Source organism: Methylomonas sp. 2F7, assembly GCF_057126975.1.
Map to the genome: position 1 here is coordinate 2651023 of NZ_CP195203.1, position 14112 is coordinate 2665134.

General features: G+C 48.9%; 15 protein-coding genes and 1 tRNA gene. 8 read left to right on the plus strand and 8 right to left on the minus strand.

Annotated features, from left to right (window positions below):
- Positions 1–7 precede the first annotated feature (7 nt).
- From ACR64Q_RS11765 to ACR64Q_RS11780, 4 genes are read right to left on the minus strand one after another with little or no spacing between them, the layout of a single operon-like run.
- The gene (locus ACR64Q_RS11765) at positions 8–523 is read right to left on the minus strand and encodes a YfiR family protein (RefSeq protein ID WP_313734892.1); all 516 of its coding nucleotides are present in this window, start codon (positions 521–523) and stop codon (positions 8–10) included.
- Positions 523–3546: a TonB-dependent receptor gene (locus ACR64Q_RS11770; RefSeq protein WP_313734893.1), complete on the minus strand. Its 3024-nt coding sequence runs from the start codon at positions 3544–3546 to the stop codon at positions 523–525. Before ACR64Q_RS11770 ends, ACR64Q_RS11765 begins: the two co-directional genes overlap by 1 nt.
- A 53-nt stretch (positions 3547–3599) precedes the next feature.
- Positions 3600–5621: a GGDEF/EAL domain-containing response regulator gene (locus ACR64Q_RS11775; protein ID WP_313734894.1), complete on the minus strand. Its 2022-nt coding sequence runs from the start codon at positions 5619–5621 to the stop codon at positions 3600–3602.
- 46 nt (positions 5622–5667) lie between these two features.
- On the minus strand, positions 5668–6090 hold the full coding sequence (locus tag ACR64Q_RS11780) for a response regulator (protein WP_020481497.1): 423 nt from the start codon (positions 6088–6090) through the stop codon (positions 5668–5670).
- 397 nt (positions 6091–6487) lie between these two features.
- Here ACR64Q_RS11780 and ACR64Q_RS11785 point away from each other — a divergent pair.
- From ACR64Q_RS11785 to ACR64Q_RS11810, 6 genes are all read left to right on the plus strand, one after another.
- Positions 6488–6575, plus strand: a tRNA-Ser gene (locus ACR64Q_RS11785).
- A gap of 163 nt (positions 6576–6738) precedes the next feature.
- Entirely contained in the window at positions 6739–7953 is a 1215-nt protein-coding gene (locus tag ACR64Q_RS11790; protein ID WP_313734895.1) for a tyrosine-type recombinase/integrase, read from the plus strand.
- 108 nt (positions 7954–8061) lie between these two features.
- Positions 8062–8715, plus strand: coding sequence for a hypothetical protein (locus ACR64Q_RS11795; RefSeq protein ID WP_313734897.1), 654 nt, complete (start codon positions 8062–8064; stop codon positions 8713–8715).
- A gap of 113 nt (positions 8716–8828) precedes the next feature.
- Positions 8829–9068, plus strand: coding sequence for a helix-turn-helix transcriptional regulator (locus tag ACR64Q_RS11800; RefSeq protein WP_313734898.1), 240 nt, complete (start codon positions 8829–8831; stop codon positions 9066–9068).
- Positions 9061–9753 carry a Rha family transcriptional regulator gene (locus ACR64Q_RS11805; protein ID WP_313734899.1) on the plus strand — a complete coding sequence of 231 codons (693 nt, stop codon included), beginning with the start codon at positions 9061–9063 and terminating at the stop codon, positions 9751–9753. The genes ACR64Q_RS11800 and ACR64Q_RS11805 overlap by 8 nt, the downstream gene beginning before the upstream one ends.
- 9 nt (positions 9754–9762) lie before the next feature.
- The gene (locus tag ACR64Q_RS11810; protein ID WP_313734901.1) at positions 9763–10113 is read left to right on the plus strand and encodes a hypothetical protein; all 351 of its coding nucleotides are present in this window, start codon (positions 9763–9765) and stop codon (positions 10111–10113) included.
- A 253-nt stretch (positions 10114–10366) separates the two neighbouring features.
- Here the strand turns inward: ACR64Q_RS11810 and ACR64Q_RS11815 are convergent, their stop codons facing one another.
- A complete protein-coding gene (locus tag ACR64Q_RS11815) occupies positions 10367–10609 on the minus strand; it encodes a hypothetical protein (protein WP_313734903.1) in 243 nt (80 codons plus the stop codon).
- 297 nt (positions 10610–10906) lie between these two features.
- Between ACR64Q_RS11815 and ACR64Q_RS11820 the strand changes: the two genes are divergently transcribed.
- Positions 10907–11071, plus strand: coding sequence for an HGGxSTG domain-containing protein (locus ACR64Q_RS11820; RefSeq protein WP_409521216.1), 165 nt, complete (start codon positions 10907–10909; stop codon positions 11069–11071).
- A 35-nt stretch (positions 11072–11106) separates the two neighbouring features.
- Positions 11107–11310, plus strand: a complete 204-nt coding sequence (locus ACR64Q_RS11825; RefSeq protein ID WP_313734905.1) for a hypothetical protein — start codon at positions 11107–11109, stop codon at positions 11308–11310.
- 590 nt (positions 11311–11900) lie between these two features.
- Here ACR64Q_RS11825 and ACR64Q_RS11830 read toward each other — a convergent pair.
- The 3 genes from ACR64Q_RS11830 to ACR64Q_RS11840 form a co-directional block, all read right to left on the minus strand.
- Positions 11901–12059, minus strand: a complete 159-nt coding sequence (locus ACR64Q_RS11830) for a hypothetical protein (RefSeq protein ID WP_313735077.1) — start codon at positions 12057–12059, stop codon at positions 11901–11903.
- Between the two features lie 131 nt (positions 12060–12190).
- Positions 12191–12433, minus strand: coding sequence for a type II toxin-antitoxin system ParD family antitoxin (locus ACR64Q_RS11835; protein WP_313734907.1), 243 nt, complete (start codon positions 12431–12433; stop codon positions 12191–12193).
- Between the two features lie 298 nt (positions 12434–12731).
- Positions 12732–14045, minus strand: a complete 1314-nt coding sequence (locus ACR64Q_RS11840) for a YihY/virulence factor BrkB family protein (protein WP_313734909.1) — start codon at positions 14043–14045, stop codon at positions 12732–12734.
- Between the last annotated feature and the right edge of the window lie 67 nt (positions 14046–14112).

Genomic DNA, 14112 nt, shown 5'->3' on the forward strand with positions numbered 1-14112 from the left:
GAGTGAATTAACGGACGATACGGGCGATTTCCATCAACAAGGCGTTGACTTTTAATTGCGCGCGGCGCACGGCGTCGGGATTGATTTCCAGCTTGATTTGGCCGTTTTCGCTATAGAACCCGATACAGCCGCCCCGGCCGGCAAACCCCTCGGCATCGCTGACAGTCAGTATCTGATTGCCGCGCACCTGCTGCATCAAGGCTTGCAACTCCGGTGCATCATGGTCGATATACAAAATCTGGCAAACCTGCGGGTCGTCTATGCCCGACCAGATTTGCAATAAATGCCCCTTGGTATCGCGGCTGGCCAAGTCGCTCAGCAAGTTAACGATAGGTTCGGCGCCTACGATGCAGACATGCAGCGTATCGTTCATCAGCGCCGGCCATTCCACGAACTTGGTGAAATTGAACACATAATTGGCCTTGGTTTTGGCGTTGAGCGCGTCGTCGTCGGCAGCGGCGGCCCCGAGACTGCTGAGCATCACCCACAAAAATAAACCCGCGCTCACTAACTTCCCCGCCATCAAAACTCCAGGCGGGCGGTCAATTTCACCGTCAAACTCGGTCCGGCCAGCACAGTAGACGGCGTACCTAAATTCGACGAGGCAAAGTCGCTGTTAAATGCCGCATAATTTTTAAAATCGAATAAATTCAGCACATCCAAACGCAGCTTCATCCGGGTGTCGTGCGGCGTATCGAAACTTTTTATCAGCGCAATGTCGACTTGTTTGTACCCCCACCACTGCCCCGGAAAAATAAAATCGCTACCGGGCGGCGTAAAGGTATCGAAGCGGCAAGCACCACTGGTACAGTTGACGCCGGAGCGGGTATCGGGCGTCGCCAGCGTCAGTTTGGTGGAAAAAATCAAATCCCACGGCAAATCGACGCTGGCGGTAGTCACCAGCTTATGTTTACGGACCCCGGCGGTATCCAGCCAGCCGTTGGTGTGGGTATTGGGGTGTTCGAACAAATAGCTGCTGTTATCGAAGAAAGACTGCGGTTTGTTTTCCTCGGAATCGGTAAAGGTGTAGGCAACAGTCATTCCCCAGCCGCTGTCTTTGCTGTACGGTTTTTCCGCTTTGACAAATACCGAATTGGTTTTGGTCTGTACGCCGTTATCGAACAAGATCAATTGCCCAAAACCCGGTACAGCCTGAAAGGTACCGCCGAACCCGGACCCGGCTGCGTAAAAGCTGCCGTCGGCATTGCGACCGCCCAGCAAACCGACCAAACCGTTGTAACTGTGTACGTGCGACACGCTGACCTCGGTATGCCAGTCGCCGAAACGATTGCGCATGCCAATATTGAACTGGTCGGCATAGGGCGTGCGCAGATTGTTATGCATCAAATTGATTTCCCGGCTGCTGCCCGTACCTGCACCGGTCAGCGCGGACAATTGCGCCGGCGTATAGTTTAAATACTCGGGATTCCAGGCAATGCAATCAACGCCCCCAACACAATCGTAATTGGGGTCGCCCTGAAAATTGACGCTAAAACCGGGATAACTGCCCTTGGTTCGTTCCAGTTGCAGCACGTCGTAAATATGGCGGTCGTAGGCCTTGGCGTAGCCGCCGAACAACACATGCCGTTGGTCTTCGAATAAGTCGTATGCCAACCCTAATCTGGGTGCAATATTATTGCTGTCAGCGGTTCGATTGCCGCCGTTGCTCAGGTAATTTTCGATGTCGTAACCGGTATTGGCGTTATGAATGTTGCGCCAGTTGCGGAGCGCGCTGCTGACATCGCCGGGTGTGACATGATTCAGATAACCGGGGTTGTATTCGTAGTCCCAGCGTACGCCCAGGTTCACGCTCAGATGTCGATTAGGGTTCCAATCGTCTTGCAGATACGCGCCAAATTGCGTCACGTCAGAGTGGGCGGAACCGTCGCCGCCTCCGCCCAATGGCGTTGCCCAGCGCACTTGATACGGGTTGCCGGCAGGATTGTTTAAATTTAAGCCGAACTGCGGGTGGTAAGGGTCGCGCTCCACCGCGCCAAGTTCTATCTGTTTGACTTTAGCGCCCAGCTTTACGACATGAGTGCCATGCCAATCCAAACCGCTGAAGGTTAGATCGTCTTGAAAACCCGGCCCGCTCTGCCCCTTGTCCTGATAATTGGTTGCGCCGCCGCTATTCAGCACACTCCGGCTACTCAGATTACCCCCACTCAAGCTGCCGTCCAGGCGACGCAGCAGCAAACCCGCGCTTTGCGTGGCCGGCAATTGCTGCCAATTAGCATCTTCATAAGTAAACCGGGCTTCGTTGACCCAATGTTCGGCGCTATATTGATATTTAAAGTCCAGGCGTTTTTCACTGTTACCCTTTGTTAACCCATAAGACTCGGCGTTTTGACCGCCAATGCCCAGGGTTTCGGTTTCGTCGCGCAACTTAAAAGACACTTCGATCAGGTTGCTGTCGTTAAGCGCCCAATCCAACTTGCCGAAAAACAAATCCGCCCTGAACGGCCGGTTCACGCTGCCCAGTTGCGCCTGATACGGTTCGGTTAAGCGGGAGCCGTCGCCAGCGCTGACATTGGCGTAATCGTCGTTGAGTTTACGTTCGTATGCCATGAAAAAATGCGCGACATCCTTGGCGATGGGACCGCTCAAGGTCACACCGAATTGCGCTTGCTCGGTATCGCGCTTGCCGCCCGCCAGTTGTTCGCTGGGGGTAACGCTGCGCAGATCCTGATTGGTATGATCGTAAAATGTTTCGCCGTGAAAGGTATTGCCGCCGGATTTGGTCTGCACCGAAATTGCCGCGCCGCCGACTTGATCGTACTCGGCTTTATAGTTCTGGCTGATAACCTTGTATTCGGCAACGGCCGATTCCGGAAACACATTGCCGCGACTGGAATCCTGCCCGGCTACGCCGCCCCTGACCACATAGTTTTTCTGGCTAACGCCATCGATAAACAAATTGACGCTATCCGGACGTTGCCCGCCGCTTTGCAAGCGGGTACTGCCATTCTCATCGTTTACCACATTCACGCCGGGCGCCAGATCGGCATAATTTAGAAAATTGCGGTTTACCTGGGGCAAGCGCTGCATTTGCTCGGGCGTTAGATAGGTAGCCAACTCCGCGGAATTGCCCTCACTCGTGTGTTCGGCAACGCTATTATCATCGCCTAACGCAACGTCTACCAAGGCCACCTGCCCCACTTGCAGCGTCAGCTCTTGAATGTTTTGCTGGCCGTCCAACCCTAACACCTTGAGCTGATAACGGCCGGGTTTCAATGCCATCAGCACATAAGAACCGTCGGCTCGGGAAAAGGTCCGCGTGGAAAAACCCCGCTCCAGGCTGGTGACGATGATTTGCGCGCCTGCCTGAGTGTCAGCCCCCCGCAGCGTGACTTGACCACGAATTGTCGCCGCACTGATGTCGGCCTGCACCGGATTACTCCAGCAGATTATCGTCAGCAGTACGCTGGCGGCGCTTGATAGCCGGCAGACCATAAAACTGACGAGCCTCCGCCAAGCTATCGTCTTGCGCAGAGGATTTTCATTAAAAACCGGCCGCACCCTAAAACTCCATACAGGCTTTAGCATCAGACTTGCCTGGATCAGACATATTCATGTCGCCACTCGGATGCCGGTTAGATTCAATCATGGCGGGGCGTCCCCAGCGGTTGCGGTATCGGCTTACCTAGATAAAAACCTTGCGAAAAATCGATGCCCAACTCAACTACCTTGGCTTGGATCTCCGCACTCCCCACAAACTCGGCAACGGTGCGCATGCCCAAGCGTCGCGCAGCATCGACGATGACACGAGCAATCACTTCAGAATCGGGATTGTCGATAATATTCATAATGATGGAGCCGTCGATCTTTAAATAATCGATCTTTAACCGCAATAAATGCACGAAGTTGGAATAGCCACTGCCGAAATCATCTATGGCAAATTGACAACCATAGCCTTTCATACGATTAACAAACTCGCGCACGTCCTCGTAACTTTCGATACCTTCAGATTCGGTGATCTCCAACACAATGCGCGAACCGACGCCAGGCTGAGAGAGTTTCTCGGCAATAAAGCTCACAGTATTGGCATCGATAATATCCTCTACCGTTAGGTTGATACTCATCTCCTCCTCCGAGTCGGGCAAGGCTTGCACGACTTGTTCGATCATGGTGCGAGTCAAGGCGGTATATTGCCGGGTACGTTTTGCGACCCCGAGAAAGCTGGGCGGAATCACGTTGCCGTCTTCGTCTATCATCCGCATCAGCGCTTCGTATTTGACGACTTTGCCGCTGCGATTGTCGACGATGGGTTGATAAAAAGGCACGATACGGCCGTCAGCCAAAGCACTGCGAATCTTCTGGCTCCAATGGATGTTGTCCTTGTAGTGCGATTTGATCTGCATCTGATCGGTATATATCAAATAATCCCGACGTTCGATTCTGGCGCGCTCCAAGGCCAGGGCCGCATGCGTATAAGGATTGTCGGCACCTGAACAGATGCCGGCCGTCACGCGGATATTAATCTTGTCTTCACCGCAGTCGATCGCTTCCGATTCCAAATGCTTGATAATTCTGTCTATCAATTGCTCGAAACCACCCGGATCGCCACCGTTTTTTGAGAGCAACGCAAACAAATCGCCGCCGATGCGATAAGCCTGCGCATCGGCGCCGCTCATTTTTTGCAAACGCTCGCCAATTTCCAACAAGACTTTATCGCCGTTGCGCAAACCGTAAAAATCATTGATGGCTTTGAATTGATCGATATTGATCATACCCAGCATCGATTGCTCGGCATTTGCCAAATCCTGCATCAATTTCACTCGATTGGGCAAACCGGTTAACGCGTCCGTGGTCTGTTCCCGAATCAACTCTTCCTGTTTGATTAAATGAGTGACATTCACGCTGGTGGAGATAAACTCGCGAATCGCGCCGTCGGCGTCGAGGATGGGCACGATGGTGTTATTGATGTAAATCACCTCGCCGCTTTTAGTTAAGTTGCTGTAGGTGCCGCGCCAGATTGCTCCGCCTAGAATCGTGTTCCATAATTCTCTATGCAGACCGGGAGCCGCGTCGGGATCTTTGAGAATCCGACTGGTTTTGCCAATCACTTCCTCGCGGGTGTAACCGTAGGTTTGCACAAAGGCATCGTTTACAAAGGTGATCACGCCATGCGGATCGGTCCGGAATACGATATTGGACACATCCGTGGCATGCCGGTATTCGTTCAGACGTTTGACCCGACCTTCCAGAGCGCGGCGTAAGCGGCTCAGTTCCAGATGCGTTTTGACCCTGGCCCTTACTTCATCGATGTCGAACGGCTTGGTAATAAAATCGGCGGCGCCCATCGAAAAACCGCGAATTTTTTCGATGGACGCTTCGACTATCGTCACAAAGAGGATGGGTATCCCCGCGGTTCTAGGATCGCTCTTAAGCCGCCTACAAACCTCATAGCCATCCATACCCGGCATTCTGACGTCCAGCAATACCAAATCAGGCGGCGTCAGGCCTTGCGCCAACTCCACCGCGCGCATGCCTTCTGTTGCCACCATAATGCCGTAATCATCCTTAAGTGCTTCGAGTAAACCGTGGATATTTTCGGGAAGATCATCTACCACCAAAATAGTCGGCCTGGGATTGAGCGATAGGGATTTGTCTTTGTTCATCGTCCAGGGAAATAGTTAGACTAGCGTTGCCAATTGACCCCAACGATTATAGTCTGCCATAGCGTTTCCGATAGGTGGCCAGCTCCAAATGCAGTCTAACCCGAGCTATAAGCAACTCGGGCACCACTGGCTTGAGTAAATAGTCGTCGGCGCCCAATGCCATACCCTTAATATCATCACCGGCTTCGGCCGCGGCAGTGACAAAAATGACCGGGATTTCAGCCGTTGCCGAATCACCACGCAGAGTTTGCAACACCTGGTATCCGTCCATTTCCGGCATTTTTATATCCAGCAAAATCAAATTCGGCGCTGGCGCGCGCCGGGCTATCTCCAGGGCTTTTTCACCGGAAGTAGCCGCCATCACCGCATAATCTAGCCGCAAAATATTCAGCAAGGTATGCAGGTTTTCGTGAACATCATCGACGATCAGAATTTTTGGTTTTTCGTTTGAAATACAAATATCATTCATGTGGCTCCCCCGCTCACCCCGATAGGCTATAGACAAAAAATAAGTTCACCCTCCAATAAAATCCAAAGGAAACCCGTGCGCAAACTTAGTTCATGATCCACTGAAGAGCAAAATTCAACCATTTATTCATCGCCGACAGAACATCATCAACCGAGCCCAAGTAGCCGCGGCTCAGACGCTAAAAATTGGATTGCCTTTTAGGGAAGTAACAACTGCGGAGAACTCAGGGGCCAAGTTAATAACCGAGAAAATACTCGCCTGAATTGCAAAATGACCGCGTATCTATTATCCTAGTCGGAATTGGGCAGTCGCTATCACGGCGACAAAAGCAGATTAAGCTCTGAAGCGATCAATTTCTGAAGCACTACATCCGCGGATTGGCCCAAAAAATCTATTAGGAGAGATGGCCGAGCGGTCGAAGGCGCACGCCTGGAAAGTGTGTATACGGCAACGTATCGAGGGTTCGAATCCCTCTTTCTCCGCCAATTAAGCATCCACCAAGATGCAAAGAAGACTAAAAACCCGCAAGTTATCTGGCTTAGCGGGTTTTTTATTGTCCAGGGATGTGTAACAAGATGTATTGACATACCGTCACTGATGGCGGTAACTTTGACGGTAACTCACTTAGCACCCAGGGGTGTTACCGTCATGCCGCTTTCAGATACCGCCATAAAGAACGCAAAACCTAGAGCTGACAAGCCCTACAAACTGCCGGATGAAAAAGGCTTATATCTTCTAGTTACCGTCAATGGCGGTAAGTGGTGGCGCTTTGATTACCGGTTTGCCGGTAAGAGAAAAACCCTATCTATGGGGACTTACCCAGATACCAGCTTAAAGCAGGCCAGAGACAAACGGGACTCCGCAAAAAAGCAAATCGCCGCCAGTGTAGACCCCGGCATAACCCGCAAGATTGAAAAAGCCGGCAGTACGGAAAACACCCTGGCCGCCGTTGCTAAAGAATTTATGGAAGCCAACCGGAAGAAATGGAGCGCCAGCCACTTTGCTCACTTAGAGCAATGTTTTGAGCGTGATGTTTTTCCCTGGCTTGGCAATAGACCGCTTAAAGACCTATCCGCTGTTGAAGTATTAGCGACCTTACGCCGCATTGTGGATCGCGGCGCGCTGGAAACCGCAGCCAGAACGAAGCAGTTTATAGGTCAAGCTATCCGTTACGGCATCGCCACAGGCCGAGCTGAACGCGATATAACCGCCGATTTACGCGGCGCGCTACCGTCGCCTAATCGCGGCCACTTTCCCGCCATTACAGAGCCGAAATCATTGGCAGAATTACTACGCGACATTGATGCTTATGGCGGGAATTTTGTCGTTAGAACCGCGCTACAGCTCCAACCTCTAATCTTTGCCAGACCTGCCAACCTTGCCGCCGCTGAATGGTCGGAATTCGACCTGGACGCCGCAGAATGGCGGATTGCTGCCGATAAAATGAAAATGAAAGACGCGCACATCGTACCACTCAGCACACAAGCCATTGCCTTATTGCGCGATATTTTTCCGCTGACTGGTTCAAGCCGCTACGTATTCGCCAGCAACCAAGGCAAAAAAGGCAACGAACCCCATATCAGCCGCGAATCCATAGGCGCTGCAATCCGGCGCATGGGTTATCAAGGCCAACACACCGCCCACGGCTTCCGCACCACTGCCAGCACCCTGTTACATGAACAAGGCTACCATTCCGACATGATCGAGCGCCAGCTTGCCCATGCCGAGCGCAACCGGGTTAAAGCGGCCTACAATCGAGCGCAGCACTTACCTGAGCGCCGGAAGATGATGCAAAGCTGGGCGGATTACCTGGACGGCTTGAAGGCTGGCGCGCAAGTGTTACCGTTTAAGCAGGTCAGTTAAACCGTTATAATCCAATTTAACCGGATAGCCCGACGGGGCAACAAGCGGGATTCGTCCCCCGTTTCCGGTTGATCCTTTCGGACGGCTTACACTTTGACGGGGTGATGAATGTCCCAGGGCCTTTATAAGCTTGAGAAGTCAATAGATTCGAATGAACGATTAGTTACGGAGGAAAATTGGCTAGATGCTTGTCGAACTCACCATGGTATAGCCCTTGAGTCATTCCTACCCTTAGAAATCGCAAGAGCTACAGCGTCTCACGAAACCATCGATGTAATCAGTAACTTTGTTTCATTGGTAAACAGAGGCATAACACCTCCAGCACACATATTGACTTCAATTGCCGAAGGTTTTGGACAATATCTTTTGGTTGGAAATAACGCAATCGATAGAGGGAAAGAAGCTATATCTTTAGATAGGGCTTTTAAATTAAGCTCAAAGCAATCTGTTGGGCATCCGTTAAAACATCGAAGAGAGAAGCTTAAAAAAGGCCGATTGGTCTATAAAATGTGGGAAGCCAGAAAAAGAGCCGAGCTACAAACAGGTAAACGTATATCAAAAAATGAAGCATATGCTCAGGCTATCGCTAAAGACAAAACTGAATCATATGATGAGGCGGTGATGCTAAAAGAGTACGCCAATGTAAAAGCTGACAAAGTTTTTGGCGAAGTACTCGAAGCGTTTGAGCAGGCAAAAAGCTTAGCTCGTGCATTGTCAGATAAGAGTTCAAGAGAGTTAAAGAAAATCATCACTAAACTCTAGTTCCGTAGGATTGATTTTTGGGAAACAAAATGGCGGTTTTGTTTCCCTAACTTTTGCTCATATATGTGAATAATAGGGCGTCATGTACAACAAGCACTAATGAGGTGCAAAGCATGACGATAACATCTAACCAACAAACCGCCATTGTTCTTGGCTATCTGCGAATCTGGCAAATCGTCGGCGACCGCAAGCGGGGCATTGAACCGCTGTTGCCGGTTGGCCGCTCAACTTTCCTGGCCGGCGTTAAATCCGGCAAATATCCGAAACCCGTCAAACTAGGCGAGAGAACCACCGCCTGGAAGAAAGCCGATATTCTGGCCTTGCTGGACAGCGTGGACGGTGCACATGAGTAATCCCATTGCCCTTATCGAGAAGAAAAACGAAGCGCTTGTCGATAGTCGCCTGATGGCGGAACAGCTTGGCATTACCCACGAAGCTGTTTTAAAAACTATCGACACTTACATTGATGTCTTTCATGAGTTGCAACCACTCCGATTTGAAATCGCTGTGGCTAAACGTAAACATGGCGGCGGTACGCCAATTCGTCATGTATTACTGAGTGAAGATCAGAGTTTTTTATTGCTCACCTTCTCACGGAATACAAAACGCGTCGTGGCATTGAAATTGAGTTTAATTCAAGCCTTTGGCCGATTTAGACGTGAACAGCAAAACGCCACGGATTACTTACCCTTCTATCATGAGTTGCATGACGCTATCAAAGCACTAGCAGCATACGCAAGACAAAATGGCAGCTCTAGTGAAGAACGTGTCTTTCACATGACTTACAACAAGCTTATTAATAAGTATTGCGGCATTGAAGCCGGTGATCGTCAATGTATTAGTGTTAGTTCCCGCGTGAATGTTAACAATGCCACCGCCGCCATTATTGCCACGATTAACCGGGGTATCGAGTTGGATACTGAATATCATGAAATCTACAAACAGGCGAAAGTGCATGTCATATCTGTTACTCAGATAAAACGGCATTATGACGCACAACCCAATTTAGCGATTTCACCTGCGTACGCCAGCAATTAGAGTATTTAGATGGCAAAACCCAGAAGAAAACAATTCATCATGCAGGATTTCGACATGATCCGTTCTGCCGCTTATCAGGATTTAAGCGGCAATGCGGTTAAATTGCTGATCCTGATGCAAACCCACTACCGCATGTACGAACCCATAGCCTACAGCATTTCCGAGGCCCAAAAGCGTATAGGCTGTTGCCGAGGCAAGGCGCACGAAGCCTTTAGAGAACTGGAGAGCCACGGCTTTATCAAGCTGATGTTGGAAGGCCATTTCAGCAAGCAATTAGCGCGAAAATGGCGGCTGACTTTCCGAGAGTTTAACGACCACAAGCCTAGCGATGAATGGCGGAACTGGCAGCCACAAAATTGATTTGCTTGTTCATTATATGAACGCTTCATGCCGTATGCTGAACAAGTCATGTCGTATAGTGAACAGGTGTTCATAATATGAACGCAAAACACCAACAATCAATGACTTAGCTTGTCTCAAAATAGCCTTGGGTGTTCACTATGCGGGATGTACCTATTATTTACCATATGCCTAGGGATGAATCCGGTTAAAACACCGGTAAGCATTTTGGATTGGCATAGTAGAAGCAATCGCCAAACAATCAAAGTTGAAACTAGTCTCGGTTATTTGACCAATGCGATTTTTTTACATGGTCAATAAATTGCCCATCTTTAATAGCTAAGGCTACAGCACAGCTACCAAATACATTTGTGAACCAAATACCTTCTGTAGTGTAGAAAAAATAATTAAAAAAGTTTGTTCCTAAAAGGAAATCTAAGCAATAAAAAAAGACAATTGATAGTCCAATTCCTATACCAACGTGAATAAACAAAACATCGAAAATTGTTTTAGTCATATTTTTTTCTTGGTTTCAGATTTTGTAGTTGTGATAACCAACATCATACAATTAAGGTGATATTGCTTTTGAAGAAAATATGTCAATTCCCTTCCAAGATGAACGACAACAACCGGAATGACATAAAAAGTGAGGCTACGGCGAGATATGAGCACACCAGAACAACGAAAGCGGCTTAGAGAATACTACCAACGCACCAATGCCTTGTTTGCTGAATGGCGCGAACGCGGTTATCGATACCCACCGCCACGCAGTGAACCCATGCCCTGGGATTTACGCAGTCTTCAATGCGGCGCAATGACCCGAGCCGGAACGCCTTGCAAACAGATAGCGATTTATAGCAATGGTCGTTGTAAGTGGCACGGCGGGTGCAGCGCTGGCCCAAGGACTGAGGCAGGCAAGCAGCGTTCAGCGATGAACGGATTCTGCCCCAAGAAAAAGCGAAGTCTTACCGGTGGATAAAACACTAGTTTCAACGACACGCAGGAGTCACCACGATGGGCGCATCAAGCTTTAAAACATCTGCCGAATATCAACGGGAGCGGCGAGAACGCAACCAACAGCGAGGGGTGCGGCGTTTGGATGTTGAAATCGAACCAAAGCTAATGGCGAGACTACAGCGAGAACTAGCCGGCTATGGCGCTGCTACACACCCAGGCGCAGCGCTGGTGGAATGGCTAGGAGATGTATTACCGGAATAAAGTGCAGTTAAGTGCCATCAATGCAGCCGGGGCAATCTGAATTAGGCAGCTACCTAAACACTTTTTTATTCAAGGGGATAGCCAAAATAAAGAAAGCCGGTGGCTAAGTACCATTGCCGTTTTCTATTTTGATAGGGTTAGAAATACCGGAATAAAATAGCGGCAAATAGAAAGGGATCGTTTATTTCAACCTAAACAGTCAGCTACCTATCCACCTGATAAATCAAGTAAATAGGCGGTGTGATAGTGTAACAATCTGGTTGGGTAACTCCGGTTTTCTTATTAGAATCGCACTGACTTAATTTATGGGCAAAAATAGGGCAGCGTAGAGCAGGTGACGGTAACTTTGACGGTAACAGTTAGGAAATAAACTTTCAATTCCTTGTATTTAATGGCCTACAGGCATTTGTTCGAATGACTCTTTCTTTAATTTTAAAGCCCCAAATAGCGGTGTGTGTCAAAAAACACTGTCACAAAAGGGGCTTTTTTTATGGGCAAAATTCCTTACCTGTTCAGACGGAAAAACGTCTTTTATTTCCGTTTAGTCATCCCAACCGAGCATCAAAGTTCGCTTCTTTTATATCAATCGATTAGATGGGTTTCGCTATCCATGTGCGAATGAAGAACACGGACAATTTCAATCTGATTGGGTTCTTTTTGACGATAAACACAAGGTGTTTGCCGACAGGAAGCTTGCGATAGCCGGGGAGAATCTCGCTACAGTCTCGCCCAATGAGCGGATTTGTCACCAAATCGTGAAAGCTTTGATCGAGCAAAGTTAAATAACGGTTTCGCTGTTCAATGCCCCATGTTTACTGAGTATAACGACCAATGTTCTTTAAATCAGCTTTGGCGGCGTTGGTAAGTAGAAATCCCGGCATCAGTGGTGACTTTCACTGTCGAGTTCTTCGAGTAAACCTTTCAATGAATAATCAGCCGCTCCGCTTTCTTCACCTTGCTTAAGCGCAAGACGTAAGGCTGATAGCTTTGCTTCTCTCTCTTCCAGCAGGCGTAAGCCTGCCCGGATTGCTTCACTAGCAGAACCATAGCGACCGCTGCTAATTTGTTGAGCAATGAACTGCTCGAAGTGCGTGCCAAGTGTAACGCTTGTGTTTTTTTGCATGGCAAACCTTTGTTGATCTGATCGGATATTTATACCACTTAATATTATTTATTGGTATATATCGGCGGTGCGAGAACCACAAAAAATGCAGCATCAAAAAATGATGCAAAAGCTTTTTTGCACTGTTACAAACACAAAAACTAACTTTCGGGGTTATGTCAGAATTCGAGCTCGCTGAGCACCAAGAAGCGATTCACTTGCTTTGCAACTTGCTGCAAATGTTGCACTGGCTTTCAACGAACTGAAATCAGGAGCAATCTACGATGTTAGCGCTTTAGAACTGATGTCACCGACTGTTTCAAATGTCTTTTAGCAGCTGATTACGCTCGGATGCTTCTATCATGCTTTTGAAGCTTTCGACAGCGTCGATCAGCAGCGGCTGCTGATTGGCCTCCGGCAACTGGTTTTGCCCGCATTGCTCCAGCGCGTTGATCACAAAGCTGATGGTCAGGATATGAATATCTACGGCTGGCAGATAGACCTCGTCGCTGTCTTCAGGTTCTTTCAGCACGGCAATTAGGCGGCTCAGCAATAATTTCGCCAGCACATCCTGAACAATCGCAATGGGTATAGCCAGCTTACCGGCAATCTCGGCAGCACTTAAAGGCGCATGCAATTGACTAAAATTTTTGACTATCAGATGCATAACTTGCAGGGCCACCAGCTTTTTCATGGCAAAACTCAAATGCGCAAAGCGGTTGTTATTGCGATAGGTTTGATAGTTTTGGGTAAAGAACGTCATCTCGCAACCGAATAACACAATCATCCAACAGCTTTGCAGCCAAACCACAAACAAGGGTAACGCCGCAAAACTGCCGTAAATGGCGTTATAACTCGACACGCCAATCTGTAAACTCAAATACGCCCACTGCAACAAATGATAGCTAACGCCAGTCACCACGCCGGCGAGAATGCCGGCGTGAAAGCTTATTTTATGGTTAGGCATAAAGATAAACGTGAAGGAAAACAAGGCGATCATTAGCAAGACCGGCGACAAACTCAGCGCCTTAACCACCAACCAACTGGCAAAAGCCGGCAACTGAATGGCGGTTATAAACCAGGTGATCTGCGTGCTAACAAACACAGTGATACTGCTGGCGGCGATCAGCAATACCGGCGCCAATAGCATCAACGATAAATAATCGCTAAATTTGCGGCCCAACGACCGACCCTTGCCAATTTTCCAGATGTGGTTAAACGACTCTTCGATATTGCCTATCAAGCTGATGATGGTCCAAAACAGCACGACAATCCCTATCCCTGCCACCACTTCGCCCTTAGCACTTTCCAGAAGATTTTTGGCAAAGCCGATTAGTTGCACCACCAAAGCATCTCGCTCCGGCATACGCTGCAACAGTTCTTGCTCCAGCATAGTTTCAAAGCCAAAGCCCTTGGCAATCCCGAACAACATGGCGATAACCGGCACTATCGACAAGATGCTGTACAAAGTTAACGCGGAGGCACGTAGTTGGCAAAGATCGAGACCGAAACTTTGCAAGGACAAAATCACGATTTTTAAATACTTGATCAGTTTTTCTTGGAGATAAGGCAGATCTTGCTCGTGCAGCAGCCAGATATCGTCTTGAATAAATTTGAATATTTTGTCGTGCATGGCTGGACTTGGCTGGTGGCGGTAACTTCGAACATAGAATCCGTTCTCCGCCGACAGTATAAATTGA